23 protein-coding genes and 1 pseudogene are annotated in these 24,908 nt (G+C 62.9%); 13 read left to right on the forward strand and 11 right to left on the reverse strand.

Annotated features, from left to right (window positions below; all coding sequences use genetic code 11):
- From KQI12_RS12590 to fabZ, 4 genes and pseudogenes are all read right to left on the reverse strand, one after another.
- Nucleotides 1-114 (reverse strand): annotated as a pseudogene (locus KQI12_RS12590) (electron transfer flavoprotein subunit beta); the annotation flags it as partial.
- A 20-nt stretch (nt 115-134) separates the two neighbouring features.
- On the reverse strand, nt 135-1,277 hold the full coding sequence (locus tag KQI12_RS12100) for an acyl-CoA dehydrogenase (RefSeq protein ID WP_216573716.1): 1,143 nt from the start codon (nt 1,275-1,277) through the stop codon (nt 135-137).
- A gap of 53 nt (nt 1,278-1,330) precedes the next feature.
- A complete protein-coding gene (locus KQI12_RS12105) occupies nt 1,331-2,806 on the reverse strand; it encodes a 4-hydroxyphenylacetate 3-hydroxylase family protein (RefSeq protein WP_216573718.1) in 1,476 nt (491 codons plus the stop codon).
- Nucleotides 2,807-2,942: 136 nt separating this feature from the next.
- On the reverse strand, nt 2,943-3,389 hold the full coding sequence (gene fabZ / locus KQI12_RS12110) for a 3-hydroxyacyl-ACP dehydratase FabZ (RefSeq protein ID WP_253291079.1): 447 nt from the start codon (nt 3,387-3,389) through the stop codon (nt 2,943-2,945).
- A gap of 174 nt (nt 3,390-3,563) precedes the next feature.
- On the opposite strand from fabZ, the gene KQI12_RS12115 reads away from it, so the two are divergent.
- The gene (locus tag KQI12_RS12115) at nt 3,564-4,328 is read left to right on the forward strand and encodes an IclR family transcriptional regulator (protein WP_216573719.1); all 765 of its coding nucleotides are present in this window, start codon (nt 3,564-3,566) and stop codon (nt 4,326-4,328) included.
- 417 nt (nt 4,329-4,745) lie between these two features.
- On the forward strand, nt 4,746-7,868 hold the full coding sequence (locus KQI12_RS12120; protein WP_216573721.1) for an S-layer homology domain-containing protein: 3,123 nt from the start codon (nt 4,746-4,748) through the stop codon (nt 7,866-7,868).
- Nucleotides 7,869-8,020: 152 nt separating this feature from the next.
- Here KQI12_RS12120 and KQI12_RS12125 read toward each other — a convergent pair whose 3' ends face one another.
- From KQI12_RS12125 to KQI12_RS12140, 4 genes are all read right to left on the reverse strand, one after another.
- Complete coding sequence (locus tag KQI12_RS12125; protein ID WP_216573723.1) at nt 8,021-8,539, reverse strand: hypothetical protein; 519 nt, start codon at nt 8,537-8,539, stop codon at nt 8,021-8,023.
- Complete coding sequence (locus KQI12_RS12130) at nt 8,536-9,591, reverse strand: AAA family ATPase (protein WP_216573725.1); 1,056 nt, start codon at nt 9,589-9,591, stop codon at nt 8,536-8,538. The genes KQI12_RS12125 and KQI12_RS12130 overlap by 4 nt, the downstream gene beginning before the upstream one ends.
- Nucleotides 9,592-9,673: 82 nt before the next feature.
- Nucleotides 9,674-10,648: a hypothetical protein gene (locus tag KQI12_RS12135; RefSeq protein ID WP_216573752.1), complete on the reverse strand. Its 975-nt coding sequence runs from the start codon at nt 10,646-10,648 to the stop codon at nt 9,674-9,676.
- A gap of 101 nt (nt 10,649-10,749) precedes the next feature.
- Nucleotides 10,750-11,256 carry a nucleoside-triphosphatase gene (locus KQI12_RS12140; RefSeq protein WP_216573727.1) on the reverse strand — a complete coding sequence of 169 codons (507 nt, stop codon included), beginning with the start codon at nt 11,254-11,256 and terminating at the stop codon, nt 10,750-10,752.
- Nucleotides 11,257-11,655: 399 nt separating this feature from the next.
- Here KQI12_RS12140 and KQI12_RS12145 point away from each other — a divergent pair, with 399 nt between their 5' ends.
- The 3 genes from KQI12_RS12145 (at nt 11,656) to KQI12_RS12155 (ending at nt 14,077) form a co-directional block, all read left to right on the forward strand.
- Nucleotides 11,656-11,946, forward strand: a complete 291-nt coding sequence (locus KQI12_RS12145) for a UxaA family hydrolase (protein WP_216573728.1) — start codon at nt 11,656-11,658, stop codon at nt 11,944-11,946.
- Nucleotides 11,947-11,965: 19 nt separating this feature from the next.
- Entirely contained in the window at nt 11,966-13,126 is a 1,161-nt protein-coding gene (locus tag KQI12_RS12150) for a UxaA family hydrolase (protein WP_216573731.1), read from the forward strand.
- A 78-nt stretch (nt 13,127-13,204) separates the two neighbouring features.
- Nucleotides 13,205-14,077, forward strand: coding sequence for a fumarylacetoacetate hydrolase family protein (locus tag KQI12_RS12155; RefSeq protein ID WP_216573733.1), 873 nt, complete (start codon nt 13,205-13,207; stop codon nt 14,075-14,077).
- Between the two features lie 79 nt (nt 14,078-14,156).
- Here the strand turns inward: KQI12_RS12155 and KQI12_RS12160 are convergent, their stop codons facing one another.
- Complete coding sequence (locus KQI12_RS12160) at nt 14,157-14,729, reverse strand: flavin reductase family protein (protein ID WP_216573735.1); 573 nt, start codon at nt 14,727-14,729, stop codon at nt 14,157-14,159.
- Between the two features lie 129 nt (nt 14,730-14,858).
- Between KQI12_RS12160 and KQI12_RS12165 the strand changes: the two genes are divergently transcribed.
- From KQI12_RS12165 to KQI12_RS12190, 6 genes are all read left to right on the forward strand, one after another.
- Entirely contained in the window at nt 14,859-15,203 is a 345-nt protein-coding gene (locus KQI12_RS12165; protein ID WP_216573737.1) for a helix-turn-helix domain-containing protein, read from the forward strand.
- Between the two features lie 162 nt (nt 15,204-15,365).
- On the forward strand, nt 15,366-16,652 hold the full coding sequence (locus KQI12_RS12170) for a sensor histidine kinase (protein ID WP_216573739.1): 1,287 nt from the start codon (nt 15,366-15,368) through the stop codon (nt 16,650-16,652).
- A 4-nt stretch (nt 16,653-16,656) separates the two neighbouring features.
- Entirely contained in the window at nt 16,657-17,511 is an 855-nt protein-coding gene (locus KQI12_RS12175) for a response regulator (protein ID WP_216573741.1), read from the forward strand.
- Nucleotides 17,512-17,868: 357 nt separating this feature from the next.
- Nucleotides 17,869-18,924 (forward strand): PTS sugar transporter subunit IIC, encoded by a 1,056-nt coding sequence (locus KQI12_RS12180; protein ID WP_216573743.1) that lies wholly within the window; start codon nt 17,869-17,871, stop codon nt 18,922-18,924.
- Nucleotides 18,925-19,096: 172 nt separating this feature from the next.
- Entirely contained in the window at nt 19,097-20,188 is a 1,092-nt protein-coding gene (locus tag KQI12_RS12185; RefSeq protein ID WP_216573744.1) for a glycosyltransferase, read from the forward strand.
- Nucleotides 20,188-21,243, forward strand: a complete 1,056-nt coding sequence (locus KQI12_RS12190) for a lysylphosphatidylglycerol synthase transmembrane domain-containing protein (RefSeq protein ID WP_216573746.1) — start codon at nt 20,188-20,190, stop codon at nt 21,241-21,243. The genes KQI12_RS12185 and KQI12_RS12190 overlap by 1 nt, the downstream gene beginning before the upstream one ends.
- An 84-nt stretch (nt 21,244-21,327) precedes the next feature.
- On the opposite strand, the gene KQI12_RS12195 is transcribed toward KQI12_RS12190, so the two are convergent.
- Together KQI12_RS12195 and KQI12_RS12200 are read right to left on the reverse strand one after the other, a co-directional pair.
- Complete coding sequence (locus tag KQI12_RS12195; protein WP_216573747.1) at nt 21,328-21,876, reverse strand: chromate transporter; 549 nt, start codon at nt 21,874-21,876, stop codon at nt 21,328-21,330.
- Nucleotides 21,873-22,427: a chromate transporter gene (locus KQI12_RS12200; RefSeq protein WP_216573748.1), complete on the reverse strand. Its 555-nt coding sequence runs from the start codon at nt 22,425-22,427 to the stop codon at nt 21,873-21,875. Before KQI12_RS12200 ends, KQI12_RS12195 begins: the two co-directional genes overlap by 4 nt.
- Before the next feature lie 117 nt (nt 22,428-22,544).
- Here KQI12_RS12200 and KQI12_RS12205 point away from each other — a divergent pair, with 117 nt between their 5' ends.
- Together KQI12_RS12205 and KQI12_RS12210 are read left to right on the forward strand one after the other, a co-directional pair.
- Nucleotides 22,545-23,438, forward strand: coding sequence for a LysR family transcriptional regulator (locus tag KQI12_RS12205; protein WP_216573749.1), 894 nt, complete (start codon nt 22,545-22,547; stop codon nt 23,436-23,438).
- 114 nt (nt 23,439-23,552) lie between these two features.
- Nucleotides 23,553-24,506, forward strand: coding sequence for an ROK family protein (locus KQI12_RS12210; RefSeq protein ID WP_216573750.1), 954 nt, complete (start codon nt 23,553-23,555; stop codon nt 24,504-24,506).
- The last annotated feature ends 402 nt before the right edge of the window (nt 24,507-24,908 follow it).

Below are 24,908 nucleotides of genomic sequence, written 5' to 3' on the forward strand. Positions count from 1 at the left end.
ATCATCCGGGTTGGTGATCGTGGCCATAGACGCACGATCCATGGTCCCGTCCGCCTTCACGGCCACCTTGCCGGAGGTATCCGGGACCTGCTTCACACATACGATCGCTTTCATCAGAATGTCTCCTCCGTTCCTTACTTCAGCCCCATGTGGCTGGAGATCACGATCCGCTGCACCTCGCTGGTGCCCTCGTAGATCTCGGTGATCTTGGCGTCACGCATCATGCGCTCCATGGGGTAGTCCTTCGTGTAGCCGTAGCCGCCGAACATCTGAAGGGCCTTCGTGGTGATCTTCATGGAGTTCTCGGAGCAGAACAGCTTCGCCATAGCGGCCTCCGTGGTGAAGGGCTTGCCGGCGCTCTTCAGCGTCGCGGCCTGATGGATCAGCAGACGGCCCGCCTCGATCGCCACCTTCATGTCCGCAAACACGAACTGGGTGTTCTGGAACAGGGAGATGGGCTTGCCGAACTGCACGCGGCTCTTGGTGTACTCGATGGCCTCGGCCACGGCGCCCTCGCTGATGCCCAGAGCCTGCGCGGCGATGCCGATGCGGCCGCCGTCCAGGGTCTGCATGGCAATCTTGAAGCCCTTGCCCTCGGCACCCAGCAGGTTCTCCTTGGGCACGATGCAGTCGGTGAACACCAGCTCAGCGGTGGGAGAGCCGTGCAGGCCCATCTTCTCCTCGTGCTTGCCCACGGAGTAACCGGGGAAGCTGCTCTCCACGATGAAGGCGGAGATGCCGCGGGTGCCCTTGCTGGGATCGGTCATGGCGAACACCACGCACACATCGGCCACATAGCCGTTGGTGATGAACACCTTGGAGCCGTTCAGCACATAGTGGTCGCCCTCCAGCACCGCGGTGGTGGTGCCCTTGGAGGCATCGGAACCGGCGTTGGGCTCCGTCAGCGCGAACGCGCCCACCTTGCGGCCCTCGGTCAGCATCCGCAGGTACTTCTGCTTCTGAGCCTCGGTGCCGTTGCGCAGGATGGGGTCGCAGCACAGGCCGTTATGGGTGGCCACGATGTCGCCGGTAGACGCGCACGCCTTGCTCAGCTCCTCCACCGCCAGCGCCGCGGACAGGTCGTCCGCGCCCGCGCCGCCGTACTCCTTCGGCACGCACATGCCCATGATCCCATACTCGAACAGCTTCTCGATGTTCTCCTTGGGATAGGTGCTCGTCTTGTCCGTCTCCGCCGCGATTGGCTTCACTTCGTTCTCCGTGAACTCACGGACCATTTTCTGGATCAGTTCCTGCTCTTTCGTCAGCGTGAAATCCATGTGATCGCCTCCTATTGTCGTTGTTTCGATCTGATTATGATAAAAGGGATTGCTTACTTGTTATGGATGCCGGCGATGGCCCGGGCCAGGTCCTTCTTGCCCTGCATGTTGCACTGGCGGGCGATCATGATGCGCTGGGCCTGGGGAGAGCCGGCGCCGTGCATGGACTCGGTCCGGTAGCCGACCGCGGCGGCGCCCAGGCAGATGTTCTCCAGGAAACGCATGATGCGCTGACGATCCTGGGTGGCCACGCCCTCGCGGGCGGCGAAGAACTTGTTGCAGATGTCGCCGATGGTCTCGCCATTGCGGCCCACCACGGTGTCGGACTTGAAGTCGGCCTCGGAGGGCATGGTGACCATCAGGCCGCCGGCCACGTCCTCGGCCAGCCGGACGATCTCGTAGGGGAACCGGGTCACGTTCTGCTTGCAGACGTTGGCCAGAAGCAGGTCGATCTGGTAGTTGCCGGCCTTGGTCTTGAAGCCCTGGCTGGAGCAGGCGATGCCGCAGCAGTACAGGGTCTCGTTCAGATGGGTCATCTCGATCAGCTTGTCCTTGACCGCAGAGGCCTTCTCCACGCCGTTGTACTCAGCGGCCAGAGCAGTAGCGCCGATGACCACATCGCCCACGCCGACCTTGCAGCCGCCGTAGCTCTGGCGGTGATAGCCGGCGAAGCGCTCCACCATCATGCCGGCGAACTCGTACTCGCCGTTCAGGAAGATGTACTCGTTGGGGATGAACACGTGGTCCAGGACCACCAGGGCCTCCTGGCCGCCGAACGCCTTGTTGCCCAGGTCGATGTCGGCGTCCTTCTCCATCTTGCGGGTGTCGCAGGACTGACGGCCGTAGATCATGTACATGCCCTCAGCGTCGGTGGGGCAGGCGAAGGAGACGGCCCAATCCTTGTCCGCCTCGCCCATGGAGATGGTGGGCATGAAGATGTGCCAGTGAGAGTTGATGGAGCCGGTCTGGTGGCACTTGGCGCCGCAGACCACGATGCCGTCGGGGCGGCGCTCCACCACATGGACGAACATATCGGAATCGGCCTGGTCGTGGGGCGCCTTGGAGCGGTCGCCCTTGGGGTCGGTCATGGCACCGTCCACGGTCAGGTCGTTGTCCTGCACCATGGTCAGGAACTTCTTGAAGTTCTCATGGTAGTGGGTGCCATGGGCCTCGTCGATCTCATAGGTGGTGGAGAAGACGGCGTTGAAGCTGTCCATGCCCACGCAGCGCTGGAAACAGGAGGCGGTCTTCTGGCCCAGCAGGCGCTGCATCTTGACCTTCTTGATCAGGTCGTCGGTGGACTGATGCAGGTGGGTGAACCGGTTGATCTTGTGACCGGTCAGGCTGGAAGTGGCGGTCATCAGATCAGCGTACTCGGGGTTCTGCGCCATGGCGTAGGTCATGGCAACGCAGTTGATGGAGGGACGGATCATGGGGTGATCCACCCAGTTCTCGATCTTCTCGCCGAACATGTACACGCGGGTCTTGAGCTTGCGCAGGCTTTCGATGTACTCCTGAGATGTCATCATGTGATTTTTTCCTCCTTGCAGTCATGGGCGGGACCGGCATCCAAAAATGGAATTCGATTCCGAAAGGGGTACGGGATAAATGGAGCACCTGGACGAGCAAACTCGGGGACAGGCGCTCCATTCGGGAGATGGGGCTTCAGCGCATCGCGATCGTGACTTCGCTCTCCGCGGCCAGGTCTCCGTCGGTGAAGACCTGACATTTGCAGGACGCGATGGCCTTTTCAGGACGTTCGCTGAACAGTTCCGCATGGATCTCCAGGGTGTCCCCCGGGAGGATCTTCTTGCGGAATTTCACATTGTCGATGCCGAGGAACAGCGGGGTCTTGCCAGCGTAGCAGGGCTTGGTCATCAGCACCAGATCGGTGGCCTGGGCGGTGGCTTCCACCGTATAGACGCCGGGCAGGACAGGGTCGCCGGGGAAATGCCCCCGGAAGATCTCACGGGCCGGGTCCACCCAGAAGGATGCGGTGACACGCTGGCCGGGGATCAGCTCGCTGACCTCGTCGATGAGGAGCATGGGATCCCGGTGGGGGATGATCTCCATGACCTGAGCATGGGTAAGCGTCATTGCTTCCTGTGCCATGACATACACTCCTCGATCCCACAGTGCGGAAAAAGATTCCGCAAAAATGGGAGAAAAAGATTCACAAACCGGGCACTTTGTGATATGCTAATCATAGACAATTTACGACGGCTTGTCAAGGCGAATTTTGTGATCGCTCTGTAGAAAATAAGAGCAAGAAAGGTAGAGTACCCCATGGCGAAGGAACAAGTATCCAGCATCCTCCGCGCTTTACACATTCTGGAATGTTTTATGGACAGTGAGACGGAATGGACCCTCAAAGCGCTGGTCGATCATCTCGGTATCCCCACTACCACGGTGTACCGGCAGGTCTCCACGCTGGTAGAACGGCAGTATTTGGAGCAGGATCCAGTGCGCAAGAGCTATCGGGTGGGGCCGCGCCTGGTGCTCCTCTCCAGCGTGATCCTCGGGCAGACGGATCTCCGGCGGGTGGCGCGCCCGGAGCTGGAGCATCTGTCGGAGACCGTGCAGGAGACCATCAACCTCAGCGTCCTGCTGGATCACGACGTGTTCTATCTGGACAAGGTGGAGACCCACCGTTCCATCGTCTGCAACACGAAGATCGGCTCCCGGGCCCCGGCCTACGCCACCAGCGCGGGCAAGGTGATCCTGGCCCATCAGAGCGAGAAGGCCATCACGGAGTACTGCGACTGGCTCAAGGACTGCAAGCCTCTGACCGACCAGACCATCGTCACCCCACAGCAGCTCCTGGAGGAGCTGGCCCAGGCCAGACTCAACGGTTACGCCATGGACAACGGCGAGATCGAGCCAGGCCTGATTTGCATCGGTGCCCCGATCTATGACCTGAGCCACAAGGTCATCGCGGCTGTGTCCGTCTCCGGCCCCGACTATCGGATGACCGCCGATCAGGACGATATGATCCGGGAGATCAAAAAGGCCGCCGCCAACATCAGCCGGGTCTTGGGCTACCGCGGCTGATGTCTGCACTCCACGTTGTAGAACACAAAGTTCATATTTATATATTAAAGGAAGAGGGGACTTGACGGTCTCCCCTTCCCTGGCGGACGGAAAAGGCGGGCACAGCCCGCCTTTTTTCGTGCGCTCCAGCGCTACGTCAACCAAATGTCAACCAACCCGAGTCCTGGAAGCCTTGCGGCGCAAGGCTTCCAGGACTCTTTCGTATCAAAACCATATCCCATGTCAACCAAAAGTCAACCAGGGGTATTTTTCGGGGCAAAACGCCCCGAAAAATACCCCTTTTCTCTTGGAATCAGCACGGAAATGGCAGGTGTGAGGGCTGTCGTACCATCGTTCGACCGCACATTTTCTTCGGAAAAAGTGCGGGAAAACAGGGGAAAACGCCGCTTTCTCAAATCAAACAAGGAGGAATCCTCAATGAGCAACCTCAAGAAGGTTCTCAGCGTCGGTCTGGCGTCTACCATGGTCCTTGGTATGATGACCACCGCCGGTGCTGCGAACTATGACAAGTTTGCTGACAAGGATCAGATCGTCAACAAAGAAGCGGTCTCCATGGTCAGCGAGCTGGGCATCATCGCCGGTCTGACCGACGGCACCTATGCCCCCAAGCAGAACATCGACCGCGCGTCCTTCGCCCGTCTGGTCTGCGTCGCCCTGAACGGCGGCACCGAGCCCAAGCTGGGCGCTCTCAAGACCACCTTCTCCGACACCCAGGGCAACTGGGCCGAGAAGTACATCGCCTACTGCGTGCAGCAGGGCATCATCTCCGGCAAGGGCAACAACACCTTCGCCCCCAGCGCCAACGTGACCGGCTCTGAGGCCGCCAAGATGCTGCTGGTGGCCCTGGGCTACAACTGCTCTTACGAGAACATCGGCGGCGCCAATTGGCAGACTGCCACCGACGTGCTGGCCAACCAGGCCGGTCTGTACGACGATCTGGAGAGCATGAACACCTCCGCTCCCCTGACCCGCGACAACGCCGCTCAGATGGTGTACAACGCGCTGAACGCCACCAAGGTCAAGTATGAGATGGTCACCGGCGTGTCCGCCAACGGCCAGATCACCGTGACTCCTCAGCGCGTCAACGTGACCAAGACCGTCAACAACAGCACCCACGACGTGACCATGCTGGAGGATGCCTTCAACGCGGTCAAGGTCGAGGGCGTCGTGGTCGCCAACGAGTACGCCGACCTGGAGTCCGCCACCGGCTCCTCCCTGAGCGACGGCAAGACCCGCATCGAGATCACCAACGGCGTCAAGGGCGACAACGAGCAGTCCGCCTTCGACGGCAGCGCCACCTTCTCCGTGTCCACCGGTCTGGACCAGCTGGGCCGCACCGTCAACCTGTACGTGAAGGATGACAACTCCAGCTCCTCCAAGGCGAAGGTCCTGGGCAACGTCATCATCACCGACGACAACAAGGTCGTCACCGACGCCTCCGACGACTCCATCAAGACCGTCGCCGACGACAACGACCTGACGGTTGGCAAGAATACCAAGGTCGCTGAGAACTACGCTGAGGCCGACGCGCCCTCCAACTGGGACGCCAAGGGCACCAACGGCGTGCAGAAGGTCCTGATCGACAACGACAACGACGACAAGGTGGATTACGTCCTGCTGAACACCTTCAACTTCGGCAAGGTCACCACTTATGTCTCCTCTGGCGACGGCTCCATCGTGGTCAACGCCGGTGACACCAAGTTCACCGCCAATGACAAGGACGATGTGAAGGGCTTCGACAACGTGAAGAAGGACGACTATGTCCTGGCTGCCCTGATCGGCGGCGACCTGTATGTCGAGAAGGCCGAGTCCGTCTCCGGCACTCTGGAGTCCTACAAGTACTCCGGAGAAGTCGCCACCAAGATCACCGTGGCCGGCACCACCTACAACGTCTCCACCGTCGAGGGCTACACCGGCGGCGATGACGATGTCCGTGCCGCTTCCGTCAAGGCGGACGTGGACAGCGCTCTGAAGGGTGATGCCACCTTCTACCTGGACAAGAACGGCTACATCGTGGCGATGGCTGACACTGAGGAGACCGCTTCCAACTACGCTCTGGTCCTGGCCAAGGATTCTGCCAACGGCATCGACACCCGCGTGAAGGTGGCCCTGTCCGACGGCACCACCGGCACCTACAACCTGAACGACAAGGGCGACGTGAAGAAGGCTTCTGACGCCGTCGTGGGCCGCGTGTACAGCTACTCCATCAACTCCAACAAGGAGATCAAGCTGGACAACGCTTATGGCAAGCAGTCTGACGGTAAGACCAGCAAGACTACTGAGGCTTATGCCTTTACCAACGCTGGCTTCGAGAAGAACAAGACCGCTGTCAAGTACAACACTCTGTCTAGCGATGATATCGCTACCGCTGACTACACCAGCACCAACACTGCGTTCTTCTACGTCAGCGCCAAGGGTGGCACCTACACCAACTTCAACAGCAGCAGTACTTCTGCTGGCTCTATCGGCACCGATGATGTGGACGTGTACACCGGCTACACCAAGGCTCCCGATGTGAAGAGCACTTCCGCCGTCGACGGCAACGTCAAGGCCTATGTCTACACCAACTCCAACGACACCCGCGTGGTGGCTGTGGTCTTCGTGGGCTCTAAGGTCGCTACCGCCAGCCAGGAGGACAACCTGTACGTCACCAAGATCGACAACGCCGGCTATGACGGCGACACCACCACCGTCAAGGCGTTCGTGTCCGGCTCCGCCGAGCTCCAGACCATCAAGGTCAACGACGATGTGAGCAAGGAGACTGCCTACACCTGGAGCCGCGACAGCGACGGCAACTACGATCTGGACGATATCACCGACAACGTGAGCGGGACCATCGACCGCGTCAGCGGCAAGGTCTTCGTCCTGAACAACGGCACCAGCAAGAACGAGTACAAGATCACTGCTGACACTCTGGTGGTCGATGACTCCGAGGATCTGAGCGACGCTACCGCCGAGATGGGCGGCACCGTGAGCAAGGACGATGTGGTCGCTTACCTGCTGGCCAACAGCGACAACGAGGCTCAGCTGATCGTCATCAAGAACGGCAAGACCGGTTCTGAGGATACCTCTGCTACCGCTACTGTCCTCAAGGGCAACGGCGCTGACCTGAACAAGGTCTACACTGACCTGTCCGTGACTGATTCCGTCCTCAAGACTTCCCTGAAGGACGGCATGAAGGATATCACCGTTTCCGCTAAGGGCGAGACTGTGGTCCTGTCCGGCACCATCGGCTACACCACTGGCTTCACCGCTTTCAACTCCTCTGCTATCGATGAGCAGTCCGGCTACTATGCTATCCTGCGCATCCAGGTCCCCGACGAGCTGAAGGATGTTGTTAAGTACAGCTTCAAGAAGGGCGACAGCTATACTGCCGCCGCTGAGCTGGATGGTTCCAACTACTTCATCCTGGTCCAGCGCCTGAACGGCGACACCGCCCCCAAGGCGATGGAGATCAACTGGCTGAAGGCTGACGGCACTACTGTGGTCGGTACCTCCACTGTGAAGTTCGACGTGAGCGGTCTGGAGTACGGCCTGTAAGCCATCTTCGTACCATTTCACTCGATAAGTGAACACCCCTCCCCCGGGCTTCGGCCCGGGGGAGGGGCGTTTTTATGCACGAGATCGGATGGATACCGAAAAAGAGGAGCCCGGCGGCGGCCGGACTCCTCTCGATGCGCGCTATGATATCTCTATGTACCGCTCCCGCAGATCAGCGCCTGCTTCCGCGCCATCGTGTCGTTCAGGACGACGACCTTGCTGGCCCAGATGCGCCGGTGGGCGCGCAGGACCTGCTCCAGCGCCGCCCGGATCGGGGGGAGCCATTCCTCTTTGTGCCCTTTGATCACCAGGACGAACTGGAACGTCACAGCGGACCGGTCGAGCCCTCGGAACGAGTCCGGCAGATCGGCGCAGTCCTCATGCCGTCCCAGCGCGGCGGACAGATACAGGTCGAAGGAGTGGAGGAACTTCGCCGCGATCTCGTGGATGAAGGCCTGGAATCGCTCCTGACGGTCCCCGCCCGGCCGGGGCGAGCTGGACTTCGCCTCCAGAAAGGTGAGGAAACGCTCGTTCCGGGACAGCAGGAACTCGACCGTACAGACGCCGTTCTGCTTCCCGGTGTTCTGATAAAGACTGGACCGCTCCAGATGGTAGAACTGTTCCTCTGGAAATGGGCCGAATATCATGCCGGACTCTTCGACCTGCTTCACGGCCGCATCTCCTTGTCCACTTCCGCCTCATAGAGCCGGACGAAGGTCTCCATGATCGAATTGTGCTCCAGCAGGGTGAACGCCCGGCTGGTCTCCGTCCGCACGCCGCCGGGGCCGTCCAGATAGAAGGAGTGGTACTGGATCTTGTCCTCGGGCTTCCGCTCTAGCTCCAGATATTTGGCCAAAAAGTAGTCGTGGGTGGACAGGAAGATCTGCACCCCGTTCCGCTGGAGCTCCAGCAGGAAGTCCGCCAGGACCGGGATGTTGACCGGGTCGATGTTGGACTCCGGCTCGTCCCAGAACAGGACGGAGCCGTCCATCAGGACGCCGTTCTTGGCCAGCTGCCACAGGAGCGCGATCTTGCGCACGCCCTCTGCCACCAGGTTGAACTCCAGCCGGGTATTGCCCTTCCGCAGGTAGAACTCGTCCCGCTTGGGGTCGAAGGAGACCTTGCCGTCCACGATCATTTCCAACCGGTCCAGCAGCTGCTTTTTGACGGCGCTGTCCCGTCCCGGAGAGATCGCGATCTTGGCCGCGTCGATCACATCCAGATAGGTGTCATCGAAAGAGACGTTGTTCATCGCCACGGCGGCATTCAGGTTGTAGGAGTGGGACAGGATCTCCTTAGCGGGGATGAAGATGCTCCGGCGGCCGTCCAGCTGCTTCTCCCAGCCGTCCTCGCCGGTCACGTCCGCGTTCCACCGCTGCGTCTTGTCGTGGAAGGAGGCGGTCAGGACCTTGTTCGTCCCATCCCCGGTCCGGGCCGTCACCCGGACCACCGCAGAGAGGTCCTCGCCCCCGGTCCGCTCCTTCGCGGAACGCTTGCGGACCAGCCGGGCGATCCGATGGTCGTCCGGCCAAAAACAGCGCACCAGTTTATGGGAGAACGAGGTCTTGGGGTCGGCGGCCTGACAGGCGCTGTACAGGAGCTTCATGACGTGGGTCTTGCCGACGCCGTTCACACCGAGGAACACTTCGATGCCGCCAGAGAACGAAAGGTCCAGCGTGTCGAACACCGTGATATTTTTGAGAGAGACCTTTGTGACCGCCATGGACGCCCGCCTCCTTTTATCTCATTATCTATCTTATTATACCACAGGCACCGTCTGGAAAACATCCAGATCAGAGAAATTTTTACAGCACCACCACCCCGTAGTCGTACACGGTCATCCCGTCCTCGCCGTCTCCCAGCGCGCCGGTGAGGACCACCTGGGTCTCCCCGGCGCGGATGGGGGCGTCCAGCCGGAAGGCCTGCTCGGTGCAGAGGGTGCCGTCCCGGACGGCTCCAACGGCCCGGGCGGACTCCGGGGAGAACGTCCGCTCCGTCCCGTCGGCGCGGAGGGCCAGCCCGACAGTCCCGCCCTTATGCCGGACCCAGGCCACCGCCCCGCCGCCCGCCGGGAGGGGGAGCGGCTTGCCCGTCATGGTCCCGGAGACGGCCCCCCTGGGCGTGATGGTCAGCACGCCGCCCAGCCGGGTGTTGGCGGTGTCCTTGAAGAGGCTGACCCGGCTGTTGGCGCTCTTGAGGCGCATGATGCAGACGTCCCCCGGCGCTACGTCCGTATCCGGGAGGACGAAGGTCTTTTCCGCGTTTTTGCCGGAGGCGGGGGGATCGAAGGTCTGGGTGGAGGTCCGCGCGTCGGAGCCGTTCACGCTGAGGGTGCCCGTGACCGACACGGCCTCGGAGACGGATGTGCTGGCGTAGAGCTTGAACCGGAAGCCGCTCACCGTGCCGCAGGCGGTCACGGCCATGGGCAGGCTCTCTGCCTCCAGCACGGAGTTGGGGCCGTAGCCCAGGCCGATGTCCCTCTGGCCGGTCCGGCCGATGACCAGTCCGGTCCTGGCGAGGAAGAACCCGCTCTTGGACTGGATGCCGCTCCCATCCCGGAAGCCGTCGAAGAGCATGGCCCGCTTGAAGCCGGTGTACTTGCCCTCATAGTCGTTTTGCAAGAGCAGGTTGTAGAGGTGGTAGTTCAGATCCGCGTGGGCCTGCGCCAGCCCGCCCAGCGCCCCGTCGATCTTGGCGAAGTCCTCGTTGAAGTCGGTCCGCAGGAACGGGTCCCCCGGTCCCCACTGGTGGAGCTGATGATGTTTCGTATAATTCGGCATATACATTCCTCCTCGTGTTCGGATAGGGCCGGGGAGGAGACGGCCCGAACGGGACGGGACCGTCGGACGGAGGAGGGAGAAGATGGATCTGCGGGGAGGACTCACCGCCGGTCCGTCAGGACCGCCTCCAGATCCAGCGACGCCCGGAGGGCGTCCCGGTCCGCCGTGGTCACGGGGACGATACGGACCAGCGGATGGGCCCGCACGGCGTCCAGAAAGGGGCTGGGCCGGGGCTTGATGACGCCCAGCACGGGTAGAGGACCGTCCAGCGCGTCCAGCACGGCCCGCTGGAACCGGAGAGCGTCCCGCTCCAGGAACCCCAGCTCGTCCATGATCAGCAGGTCCTGTCCGGGCCGGGGGACCAGCAGAGGCGGCCCCAGACGGTCGAAGCGGCCGGGCAGGGCCTGCGCGCACCGGTCCGTGCGCCGGGCGGCCCGATCCCGCGGGCGGAGCGGCCCCGTCCAGTCCCAGGACAGCAGGTAGAGGGACTGCCCGGTGGGATCCCAGCAGGTGCGGAACCCTCCGGGCGTCCGGCCGGTCCGGGCCAGGAGCGCCCGGAGCAGGGTGGACTTTCCGACTCCGATGGCTCCCGTGAGGAACAGATGCATGAGGAGGGCCTCCTTTGATAAAAAGATATGGATCTCCTGCATCATAGCAGAGGCGGGAGAGCGGCACAAGTATGGAACAGTTTTATGACGCAAAAGTGTTCTGTTTTGCAACGAAATGGCGTTTTGAGTGGATTTCTACACGGTCCTATCTTGACAATTTCGGGAGAATCGGTTACATTAGTGAACGTAACAAGACCTGTGCCCGGGCCCGGCCCATGCGGACCCCGGGGAACCAGCAGGTCCGGCGGAAGGGGACTGGCCCTGCCGGAACGACGTTCCAGAACGGGATATGGGACGAGTCCCTGTCCGGCCCGTCCATCCGCTCAGCCGCCAGCCGGGTCCGAAGTGCGGCCCGGACGGATATCATGAAGCCTGAACAGACCGAAAGGAGAGCATCATATGCTGAACGCTATGATCATCGACCCCAAGGACAACGTGGCCGTCGCCATCGAGCCGATCAAGAAGGGCGACACCGTGACCTACCTGTGCCAGGGCCAGGAGAAGAGCCTGACCGCTCAGCAGGACATCACCATCTACCACAAGCTGGCCACCTGCGACATCGCCAAGGGCGACCCCATCGTCAAGTACGGCGAGCACATCGGCATCGCCGCCTGTGACATCAAGACCGGCGAGCACGTCCACGTCCACAACGTGACCAGCCACCGGGAAGATCTGGAAGCCGAGGCTTAACTGTAAGGAGGAACGAGAAATGGAATTTTATGGATATCGTCGTCCCGACGGCCGTGTCGGCATCCGCAACAAGGTGCTGATCCTGCCCGCCAGCGTCTGCGCCTCCGACACCACCCGGATCGTCGCCCAGCAGGTGGTGGGCTCTGTCACCTTCAGCAACCAGCTTGGCTGCTCTCAGGTGGAGTCCGACCAGCAGTACACCATGGACGTCATGGCTGGCTACGCCGCCAACCCCAACGTCTACGGCACCGTGGTCGTGTCTCTGGGCTGTGAGAACTGCCAGATGGATCTGGTGGTCAAGGCCATCCAGGAGCGCACCAACAAGCCCCTGAAGCAGGTCATCATCCAGGAGGCCGGCGGCACCCTGAAGGCCGTGGAGCAGGCCGTCCGCTACGCCAAGCAGATGGTCGCCGAGGCCTCTCTGCTCCAGCGGGAGAAGTTCCCCATGTCCGAGCTGATCCTGGGCACCGAGTGCGGCGGCTCCGATCCCACCAGCGGTCTGGCCGCCAACGTGCTGATCGGCCAGCTCTCCGACCTGATGGTCAAGGAGGGCGCCACCTCCATCCTCAGCGAGACCACCGAGTTCATCGGCGCCGAGCACATCCTGGCCCGCCGCGCCGCCACCCCCGAGGTCCACGACCGCATCTTCGAGATCGTGCACCGCTATGAGAAGGCCCTCTCCCTGGTGGGCGAGGAAGTCCGCGAGGGCAACCCCTCTCCCGGCAACAAGGCCGGCGGCATCACCACGCTGGAGGAGAAGTCTCTGGGCTGCATCCACAAGGGCGGCCACGCTCCTGTGAACGCCGTGTATGACTACGCCAAGCAGGTGGAGGCCCATCAGGGCCTGGTCATCATGGACACCCCGGGCAACGACCCCTCCTCCGTCTCCGCCATGGTGGCCGGCGGCGCTCAGGTCGTGGTGTTCTCCACCGGCCGCGGCACCCCCACCGGCAACCCCATCTCCCCCGTCATCAAGATTACCGGCAACCGCATCACCTTCGCCAACATGGAGGACAACATCGATGTGGACGCCTCTCCCGTGATCTACGGCGGCGACCTGGAGAAGATGGGCGACGACCTGATGGAGCTGGTCTCCAAGGTGGCCAGCGGCAAGCAGACCAAGGCTGAGTCCCTGGGCTATGTCGAGATGGCCATCGCCCGTGTCTGCAACTTCGTGTAATAAGCGCTCAAGAGCGGCAGACGGATGCGTTTTCGCGCTCCGTCTGCCGCTTTTCCACACATACAGGAGGTGTATCTCATGGAATTCGTGACCTTTGAGCAGGACGGCGTCCCGTGCCCCGGCCTGCTCTCCGCGGACCGGAAGCAGGTCTGCGGTCTGGCGGAGGCCGGTCTGGGCGACTGGGCCTCGCTGAACGACTTCATCGCCGCGGCGGATCCGGAGCTGACCGCCCGGGCAGCAGAGGCGGCCGCCCATCTGGAGGGGACTCCCGTGGAGCAGGTGCGGCTCCTGTCCCCCATCCCCCGGCCCAGCCACGACATCATCTGCGTGGGCGTGAACTACCGCGCCCATCTGGAGGAGAGCGAGGCGGCCATGGGCAAGATCGAGCATCAGGACTCGGTCTACTTTTCCAAGCGGGCCCACATCATGACCCCTGACGGGGCCACGGTGGACGGCCATCTGGACCTGGATCCCTGTCTGGACTATGAGGTGGAGCTGGCCGTGGTCATCGGCAAAGAGTGCCGGGACGTGGCCCCGGAGGACGCGGAGGACTATATCTTCGGCTATTCTGTGTTCAACGATATGTCCGCCCGGAGCCTCCAGAAGAAGCACAACCAGTGGTACCGGGGCAAGAGCCTGGACGGCTTCTCCATCATGGGCCCCACTTTGGTCCATAAGAGCGCCCTGCCCTTCCCCATCCAGGTGGACGTGCGCAGCCGGGTGAACGGTGAGCTCCGTCAGGACAGCAATACCAGACTGTTCCTGAAGGACATCCCCCACCTGATCGCGGAGCTCTCCCACGGCATCACGCTGGAGCCCGGCGACATCATCGCCACCGGGACTCCCGCCGGTGTGGGTCTGGGCTTCGACCCGCCCCGCTGGCTCAAGAGCGGCGACACTGTGGAGTGCGAGGTCCAGGGCGTGGGCCTGCTGACCACCCACATCAAATAAAACAGAACACTGGACCCAAACACAGGCCCGCCGCGGGATAGAACGATCCCGCGGCGGGCCTGTTGTGTGGTCGGAGCACTTACTTCTTCATGAGGGGAGCGCCGGTACTCCAAGCCTGGCCGACCTTTTCACCGATGGCGTAATAGCCGCTCTGGAACTGATCGAAGACGAAGGCGTTCAGCTTGGTGGGATCCACATAGCCCTTCTCGTCCAAAACGTCGGTGTCTGCCAGCACACCCACGATCCGGCCGATGACATGGTGGCCATAGACCTCCATCTTGTCCTCCACCACTTCGCACTCCAGCGTCAGGGGGAACTCCCGGACGATGGGGGCGTCCACCTTCTGGCTCTTCTCGGCGGTGAGGCCGCTCCGCTCGAACTTGTCCGGCATCTTGTTCCCGCTGGCGATGCCGAAGAAGTCGGCCGCCTCGATGTGGGGGATGTCGGCGACGCTGAGGGTGAAGGCATGGCGCTTCCGGATGTTTTCCGACGTCTTATGGTCGTCATCGATGTTGAGGGAGACCATGTCGTGGCCGCAGATGCCGCCCCAAGCCATATTCATGACATCGACGGCGCCGTCATCGCCGTAGGTGGCGATCATGAGTACAGGCATCGGGAACAGATAAGGCTTGACCCCAAGATCTTTCTTCATGATAAATGACCTCCATTTTTGATCCGTACTGGACTTTTTCCAGTGCTCTGGCTATCATTATATCGAATGGCGGAGAAGATACAAGTACTGTCATAAAAGACAGGTACTATCTTGAAAGGAAGTGTGACCATGCCGCGGGACGGTATCAAGGCCTATATCGAGGAGGCGGATTTCCGGGAGACGGGGTTCAGCTATACCATGTCTCTGATCAGCGGGAAGCACAAGATGGTGATCCTGTACTGCCTGATGGAATATGGGACCGTGCGATTCAATGAGATGAAGCGCTATCTGGGGCACATCACCGACAAGACCCTCAGCAGCAACCTGAAGGAGCTGGAGGCGGACCGGCTGATCGTCCGGAAGGAGTACCCGCAGATCCCGCCCAAGGTGGAATATTCTCTGTCCGAGCGCGGCCGCTCCCTGATGGGCGTTCTGGACCAGCTCTGTGTCTGGGGCGAGCGGAACCGGCCGTGAGCGGGATATCCGCTATACTGCTCTATCATCGTTCTGTATAATATAGATGAACGTGGAACTAAAAACTGAAATGCTCTGTACAAATCTGCTGGATCGCGGTATGATAGGGGAGCTGACGTGAGAAAAAGCTGTCCCCCATAGGGGCGGAGGGAGGAGGACCATATGGAGCGACATGCGGTGCCGGACGCCCGGGACGTGCGGCTGGTCCTGCCGGCGGCGGTCTTGCTGGCGCTGGCCTCTCAGGTGTCGATCCAGATCGTGACCGCTGCCTTCAATGTCTCCGCCGCGATCATCCTCATGCCGGTGTTCCTGTTCCTGATGCCGGATCTGCCGGCCTTCGCCGCCGGGGCGGCCGCCGCCCCGCTGGTCTATCTCCTGCGGGGGCTGGTCCAATGGGTGGGGACTGGATCGCTGGACGGATGCTGGGCCGCCAACGGACCGGAGCTGCTGTTCTATCTGGTCTGCGGGCTCCTCTTCCAGCTCTGGGGGCGGAAGATCTCCTTCCATCCGCTGGAGGCAAGGGCCCTCCTGTCCCTGACCGCCATCGATGCCCTGTCCAATCTGGCGGAACTCACCGTGCGGCTGGGTGGCGGGGCACTCCGGCCGGAGAAGTTCCTCCAGATCCTGCTGGTGGCGCTGGTGCGTTCCGGGACTGCCTGGCTCCTCCTGTGGGCGCTGGACCGCTATGGGGTCCAGGTACTCCGGCGGGAGGACGCGGAGCGCTATCAGCGGCTCCTGCTGATGACCGCCGCCCTCGAGAGCGAGGTGGCCTGGATGGACCGGGGCACCGGGCTGATCGAAGACACCATGAACGCCGCCTATCAGCTCTACAGTCAGCTCCGTGCCTCCGGAGCGGACCGGGCCCAGACCGACACCGCTCTGGCCATCGCCAAGGACATCCACGAGGTGAAGAAGGAGTACCTCCTCCTGATGCGGGGGATCTCCGAGGCCATGGAGCGGGACGCGGCTGTGCCCGGCATGGAGCTGAGCGAGCTCTTCGACGTGCTGGAGCGGAGCGTGGAGCGCACCGCCCGGGCGGCGGGGAAGGACGTGGTCCTCACCGTCCGTCTGGAGGACGACTGCTATACCACCCGGCACCCCTATCTCATGTCCATCTTCCGCAACCTGCTCGACAACGCCGTCGAGGCCGCCGGGACCGGACGGCGCTTCCACCTGACCGTCACGGGACGGCGGGAGGGGGATCGCTTCCGCTTCCAGGTGGCGGACGACTGCGGGGGCATCCCGGCCTCCAGGGTCGGACAGGTGTTCCGACCCGGCTTTTCCAGCAAGATCGACCCCACGACCGGTATGGTGAACCGGGGCCTGGGCCTGGCGATCGTCAAGGAGCTGACCGAGGACAAGCTCCATGGGACGATCCGGGTCGAGGTCCGGGAAGGCGGGACCGTGTTCCATCTGGACATCCCGGCGCGGGGGTTGGAAGGAGTATGACCGTATGCTGTTTTATCTGGTCGATGACGACCCGGCGTCCATCGATATCCTGCGCATCATCATCGAGGACAGCGATCTGGGCGATGTGATCGGCAGTGCCGCCAGCGGCACGGAAGCGCTGGAGGGCCTGCGCCATATGCGTCCGGACATCGTGATCACGGACCTGCTGATGCCCGACATGGACGGCATCGAGTTCGTCCGGCAGGCCCGGGACCGCTTTCCCGGCGTCCGGTTCCTGATGCTTTCTCAGGTCACAGCCAAGGATATGGTGGCGGAGGCCTATCACGCGGGCGTGGACTTTTTCATCACCAAGCCCATCAACAGCGTGGAGGTGGTCAGCGTGGTCCGGCGGGCCGGACGGGGCCTGACCATGGACCGGACGCTGGAGCAGATGCGTTCACTCCTGGGGGGCGGCACCGCCCCGGAGCGTCCGGCGGCCAGGCCCGCTCCGCCGCCCGAGGACCGGGGACAGACGATCCTCAACATGGTGCTCCATCGGATCGGCATCAGCGGAGATCCGGCCTGCCGGGACATCTCTCAGGTGGTGGGCTTCCTCCGCTCTCCGGAGGCGGGCGGGGCCCAACTCACCGTGTCTCAGCTCTGTGCCCGGTTCAGCGACTCCCCCAAGGCCATGGAACAGCGGATCCGTCGGGCGGCCATGGCGGGCATGGTCAATCTGGCTAATCTGGGCATCGAGGACTACGGCAACGACACCTTCCACGAGTACGCCGGGACGCTCTACCACTTCGAGCAGGTCCGGCGGGAGATGGACTGTATCCGGGGCCGCTCTACCGACCACGGGCGGGTCTCCGTGAAGAAATTCCTCTATGCTCTGGCCGCCCTCTGCTCCGAGCGCTGATGAGGACCGGACCGAGTGGGGCCGCCGCAGGACTGTGCGTTCTGCGGCGGCCCCGCTTTTTTGTCCATCGTTCCCCACTGGATGATCTGGAGCGGTCAGGCGTGATATTTTGATAAAAATTTAACAGGAAATCATCATATGAGCCTGAAAAAGCACAAAAATTTTCTGACCGCGATAATAAAATGACAGATCTTTCAAAACATACCTGAGAGTTTTGTGACTATCCCCAAAAGTGGACGGGATGGCAAAATAGATATCTTCTTTTCTGTTACTTTCTGATTCTTTATGAAACTTGACGATAGAATGGAGCCAACGAACGAGGAAGACGAAACACGACAAGAAATAGGAGGTACGATCATGACGACCATTCTTCTTGGCATGGGCCTGCTGCTCCTGACGCTGGCCGGCTTCTCCCTGTTCAGCATGAAAGCGCCCATGGGCTCCAAGGCCATGTCCGGTCTGGCCGACGCGGCGGTGGCCACCTTCCTGGTGGAAGCCGTCCACACCTATATCTCCGGCGACCTGCTGGGCCTGAAGTTCCTGGGCGAGGTGGGCACCACCTCTGGCAGCATGGGCGGCGTGGCTGCCGCCATCCTGGTGCCCATCGGCATGGGCGCCGACCCGGTGTTCGCTGTGGTGGCCGGCGTGGCCGCCGGCGGCTACGGCATCCTGCCCGGCTTCGTGGCGGGCTATGTGGTGGGCTTCCTGTCCCCTCTGATCAAGAAATATTTGCCGGATGGCCTGAACGTGATTCTGGGCGCCCTCCTGCTGGCTCCCCTGTCCCGGGCCATCGCCTTCGGCGCGGAGCCCTTCGTCGACGCCGCCATGGGCTATATCGGCCAGACCATCACCGCCGCCACCGACCAGTCTCCCATCCTGATGGGCTTCCTGCTGGGCGGCATCATCAAGATGATCTGCACCTCTCCTCTGAGCTCCATGGCCCTCACCGCCATGCTGGGCCTCACCGGTCTGCCTATGGGCATCGCGGCGATCGCCTGCTTCGGCGGTTCCTTCACCAACGGTATCGTGTTCCACCGTCTGCGTCTGGGCGACAAGAGCAATATCATCGCCGTCATGCTGGAGCCTCTGACGCAGGCCCCCATCATCACCCGGAACCCGATCCCCATCTACGGCTCCAACTTCTTCGGCGGCGGTCTGGCCGGCATCGCGGCGGCTCTGCTCGGCATCGTGAACGATGCCCCCGGAACGGCCTCTCCCATTCCCGGTCTGCTGGCGCCCTTCGCCTTCAACGACCCCAAAAGGGTGATCCTGGCTCTGTTCCTGGGCGCGCTTGGCGGGATCCTGGCCGGCCTCATGGGCAGTGTGGTGTTCAAGCGCTTCCGCAAGGAGGTGCCCGCCCCTGTCTCCACGGAGACCATCCCGGTCCCAGCCCCCAGCGATATGCCCGCCTGATGCGTCCGTCCGCCTTCTGGTGCCCGGTCTCCGGCTCTGCCGGAGGCCGGGCACCTTCTGTGTTGTAGTTGTAAGAGACCTTTTACGATCTCTTAAGACCGTCTTAATGAACTCCATCCTATTTTCTAAAGTCTTTCCCGCTATACTGGGAGCCAGAAAAGGAGGGAGCGCCATGAAGATCCTGATCCTCAGCGGCCGGTTCGGCATGGGCCACGATTCGGCGGCCCGGTCCCTGCGCCAACAGCTCCAGGGGGCCTTTCCCCAGGCGGAGCTCCGGATGACCGACTTCTTCGACTACGCACTGCCCGGGCTCTCTCAGACGCTGTACGGAGCCTTCCGGGCCCTGGTGACCTATGGAAGCGGCCTGTTCAATGCCTACTATCGCTTCACGGAGCATCTCCCCACAGACAGCCGGTCCCTGCTGGATGGACCCATGCTGGAGCGGCTGGAGGTCCTCCTGGGCGAAGAGCGGCCCGATGCGGTGATCGCCACCCACCCGATCTGTGCGGGACTGGTGTCCCGCTGGAAAGAGGAGGCGGGAAAGGACCTTCCTCTGATCACCTGCGTCACCGACCTGTCCGTCCACAACGAGTGGATCCACCGGGCAGTGGACTGCTATCTGGTGGGGAGCCGTGAGATCCGGGAGCGGCTGGCCGCCAAGGGCGTGGACCCCGCCAGGATCCTGGTCAGCGGCATCCCGGTGAAAGCGGAGTTCCGGTCCCTGTACCGCCGGGAGCGGGGCATGGAGCGGCATCTGCTGATCATGGGCGGCGGTTTGGGCCTCCTGCCCCGGAAGGACTGCTTCTACGAGGCGCTGGACGCCCTGCCCGGTGTGCGCGTCACGGTGCTCACCGGCCGGAACGAGAAGCTGTACCGGCGGCTGGCGGGACGCTGGCCCAACATCCGGGCGGTGCCCTTCACCGACCGACCCTGGGAGTACATGGAGCGGGCCGACCTGATGCTCACCAAGCCCGGCGGGATCACCGTGTTCGAGAGCATCTTCGCGGAGCTTCCCCTCCTGCTGTGGGAGCCCTTCCTCCAGCAGGAGAAGAACAACGCCCGCTTTCTCCTGCGGGCGGGGCTGGCCCGCTCGGCCCCCAAGGAGACGGAGGAGTGTCTGGCCGCGGTCCAGGGGCTCCTCTACGATGATGCCGCTCTGGCGGAGATGTCCGCCCGGATGCGGAGCCGGAAGCGGGAGCTGAGCGTGGCCGGTGTGGAGCAGGCCCTTGCGGCCCTGGTGGCTGGACGGGAGGGGTGCGCCTGATGGTGGAACACGCAGAGATGGCGGTCCAGCCGCCCCGGACCGGTCGGCGGAAAGGGGCGGCGGGCCTGGCCCTCCTTCTGGGGATGATGGGCCTGACCGCCTGGCTCCTCCTGCGGGACCGGCCGGCGGCCGCGCTTCTGGCGGCGCTTCGGGGCGTGGACCTTTGGATCCTTCCGGTAGGGCTGGCCCTGATGGGCGTGTTCATAGGGTGCGAGGCCCTGTCCACCCATGTGATCCTGGGGCGGCTGGGGCACCGGGTGCCCTGGCAGTGGTGCCTGTGGTACTCCCTGACGGGATTCTGCATGAGCTCGGTGACGCCCTCCGCCAGCGGAGGCCAGCCCGCCCAGGTGTGGGCCATGGCCATGGACGGCATCCCGGCCGTCCATGGAGCTCTGGATATGCTCCTGGTGGCGGTGAGCTATCAGGTGACCAGTCTCTGCTGTGCCGCCGGAGCCTGGCTCTTCCTGCCCGGGCTCCGGGCAGAGCTGGGCGGCGGCATGGGGCTCCTGCTCCTCTACGGCGGCGGGGTGACGGCGGTCCTGACGGCAGGGATGCTGTCCTTCCTCTTCCTGCCAAAGGCGGCGGGCCGGCTGGCAGGGAAGCTCCTGGATGCTCTGGCTGCTCTCCGGCTCTGCCGGGACCGCGCCGCCGCCGGCGCGAAGCTGGAGCGGCAGATGGCCGAGTACGCCGCCGGTGCCGCAGTCCTCCGGTCCTCTCCGGTGCTGGTACCGATCCTGCTGGGGCTGACCACCCTCCAGCTCACGGCGTCGTTCCTGATCCCCTATGCGGTGTACCGGGCCTTTGGCCTGAGCGGCACGGGACCGGCTTTCTTTTGGGGGAGCCAGGCCCTGCTGACCCTGGCTGTGTCCGCCCTGCCCCTGCCCGGCGCGGTGGGCCCGGCGGAGGGCGGCTTCGTGCAGGTGTTCCGGCCCGTGTTCGGCCCGGCCCTGACGGCCCCCGCCATGCTGGTGAGCCGGGGGATCAGCTTCTACCTCTCTCTGCTGGTCAGCGGAGGCGCGGCCCTGGCGTTCTTCCTCCGGGCACGAAGGCGGTGAGATGAGGACGACCACGTTCCATATGACAGGAACGTGGTCGTTTTTTGTCCACCGAATGGGCGGGCGATGTGGAAAAGAACGGGCTCACATCTGGAGCACACACCCCACTACGGCGGCGGAGGCGATGCACACCAGCGGGTGGAGCTTACACTTCCGCAGGAGGGCGAAGAGCACCACGGCCAGCACGGCCGCGGGGAGGTCCAGTCCGGCCGTCAGGTCTCCCTCCGGAAAGAAGGCCAGCTTCGCCACGCCGAGCCCCGCCGCCACGATCAGTCCAGTGGAGGCCGGGCGCAGGCCCCGGAACACCGACTGGACGATGGGAGAGCGTTTGAAACGCTCCATGCCCTTGGCAATGATCACGATGATCACGATCGACGGGGCGGCCAGAGAGAGGGTGGCCAGCACTGCGCCGGGGATCCCGCTGGTCATGAAGCCCACATAGGTGGACATATTGATCCCCATGGCGCCGGGGGTGGACTCGGAGACGGCGACCATGTTCAGGATGTCCTGCGCGGTGAACCAGCCTGTGGTCCGGGACATCTCATAGATGAAGGGCAGGGTGGCCAGTCCGCCGCCCACGGCGAAGAGCCCGGTCTTGCAGAACGCGAGCATCAGTCGGAGCAAAGTGATCATCGTTCGGCCGCCTCCTGTTCCACATCCTTGTGCCAAAACAACCAGCCCGCCGCTCCGGCGGCCACGATCAGCACGATGGAGGAGAGCTTCGTGAAGACGGACAGAAGGGCCACGGTCAGGAACACCGCCCAGGACCGCTTGTCTACCACCGATTTTTTGCCCAGCTTGAGTACCGCGTCCAGGATCAGGATGGTGACGCAGGCCCGGATGCCGGTGAAGGCGTGCTTCACCAGCGGGAGAGAGGCGTAATTCTTCAAAAACAGGGCGATGATCAGGATGATCACGATCGACGGCGACAGGAAGCCGAGACTGGCCACGATGCCGCCGGGGATCCCGCGCCGCTTGTAGCCGATGAAGGTGGAGGTGTTCAGGGCGATGATGCCGGGGGTACATTGACCGATGGCATAGTAGTCCATCAACTCTTCCTCTGTGGCCCAGTGGTACTGCTCCACGATGGTCCGCTGGAGGAGGGCCAGCATGGCATAGCCTCCGCCAAAGGTGCAGATCCCGATGTTGAAGAACACCCGGTACAGTTTCCATAGCTCTCTCATGATACGATCGACCTCTTTCTTGGGATGGCAGATAGCCCAGAGGGGTGACAAGGACCCGCCGGGTGTGGTATCATGCTCTCATGAGCCGATACGGACACTGAGGAGGCGGTCTCCACCATGAAGCTGGCCCAACTGGTCTGTCTCCAGGTCATCTGCAAGCATTTGAACATGACCCGCGCCGCCGAGGAGCTTCGGATCTCCCAGCCCAGCCTGACCCGCATGGTCCATGAGTTGGAGGAAGAATTCGGACTGACCCTCTTCCTGCGGCAGAGCCGGGGGCTGATCCTCACGGAGGAGGGCGCCCAGTTTCGGGACGGCGCGGCCCTCCTGCTGGAGCAGGCGGAGGCATTCTCAGACCGGATGAAGCGCCTGGGCCGGGCGGAGCAGACGCTGGACGTGGGCATCCCGCCCACCAGCGGCCTGCTGTTCCTGCCCAAGGTCCTGAAGGTCCTCCAGGACTGGAAGCCCCGGCTCCGGCTGAACATCGTGGAGAGCGGGTCCCTCTCCAACCGCCAGAAGGTGCTGGACGGTGGCCTGGATGCCGCCTTCACCTCCACCCGGGAGCCGGTCTCCGCCGCCTTCGGGCAGTATCTGATCGCGCCGGGGGAGATCAGATATTACACCGCGGCCGGGAGTCCTCTGGCCGGCCGGATATCCGTGGGATTGGCGGATATCGTCCGCTTCCCGCTGGCTATGGTGGCGGAGGACTGCTTCCTCACCTCGGACCTGCTGGCCGCCTGTGGGCGGGCGGGGCTCCGGCCGGACATCATGCTCCACACGAACCAGCTCTCTCTACTGACCCAGCTGGTGGCGGACGGGACCGCCGGGACGGTGCTCTTCGGCGGGGCCCTGCCCCCGGAGAGCAGCTGTGTGGAAGTGCCGGTCCGGGAACTGCCTCCGGCCCAGGTCTATCTGATCTGGAGCCGGTATCTGCCGGTGACCGGGGCTAAGGAGCGGCTCATCCGGGCGGTGGAGAAGGCCTGGCCATCCTCTGGTGCCCTTCCATCGTAGGACAGAGGCGCGCAAAAAGCAAATACCAAGTTCGGAGATTGCCATCCAAAAAACGGATGACAGCCGGACCTGGATGGGATATCATAGAAGGACAAGGGAAAGGGGCTGAGACAGATGAAGTATCTGGGCATCGATTTGGGCGGCATCAACATCGCCGCGGCCGTGGTGGACGAGGAGGGGCATATCCTGGGCCGGAGCCGGGCCTCCACGCCCCGGGGCGCGGTGCCGGTGGCAGAAGCCATGGCCTCCACCGCGTGCGCCGCGGCGGAGACTGCGGGGATCCCGCTGGAGGAGATCGCCGCGCTGGGCATCGGCGCGCCGGGGAGCATCGACCCTAAGGAGGGGATTGTCAAGCTCTGGACCAATCTGGACTTCCAGAACGTCCCTCTGGCGGCGCTGACGGCGGAGCGGATGCCGGTCCCCATGCCGGTCTATCTGGAGAACGACGCCAATGCCGCCGCGCTGGGCGAGTATGCCGCCGGAGCGGGCAAAGGGAGCGCCTCCATGGCCGCCATCACGCTGGGCACCGGTGTGGGCGGCGGCGCTGTGCTGGATGGGAAGCTCTACACTGGCTTCAACTACGCCGGCATGGAGGTAGGACACATGGTCCTGGAGCATGGCGGGAGGCTCTGCACCTGCGGCCGGAGGGGCTGTTTCGAGGCCTATTGCTCGGCCACGGCCCTGATCCGCCGGACCCGGGAGCGGATGGAGGCCGACCGCCAGTCTCTCCTATGGGAGCTGTGCGGCGGAGATCCCTCGAAGGTAGAGGGAAAGACCCCTTTCGATGCCGCCGAGCGGGGGGACGAGACCGCCAAAGCGGTCGTGGCGGAGTATATCGACTATCTGGCCAGCGGCATCACCAGCCTGGTGAACATCCTCCAGCCGGAGGTCCTGTGCGTGGGCGGCGGCATCGCCTATCAGGGAGAGAAGCTGCTGGCCCCGATCCGGGCGGTACTGGACCGGGAGGACTATGCCCGGAACAATGACCGCCGCACCAGGCTCGTCCGGGCGGCTCTGGGCAATGACGCCGGCATCATCGGCGCGGCCCTCCTGCCCATGTCCAGATGATGAGTTTCCCCCCATGTCAACCAAATGTCAACCAACCCGAGTCCTGGAAGCCTTGCGGCGCAAGGCTTCCAGGACTCTTTCGCATCAAAACCATATCCTATGTCAACCAAAAGTCAACCAGGGGTATTTTTCGGGGGCGTTTTGCCCCGAAAAATACCCCTTTTCTCTTGAAAACAGTACGGAAATGGCAGGTGTGAGGACTGTCGTACCATCGTTCGACCACACATTTTCTCCGGGAAAAGTGCGGGAAAACAGGGGAAAACGCCGCTTTCTCAAATCAAATAAGGAGGAATCCTCAATGAGCAACCTCAAGAAGGTTCTCAGCGTCGGTCTGGCGTCTACCATGGTCCTTGGTATGATGACCACCGCCGGTGCTGCGAGCTACGAGAAGTTCACTGACAA

Origin of the sequence: Pseudoflavonifractor sp. MSJ-37 (assembly GCF_018917965.1) — a bacterium.
In the GTDB taxonomy this organism is placed as follows: Bacteria; Bacillota; Clostridia; order Oscillospirales; family Oscillospiraceae; genus Pseudoflavonifractor_A.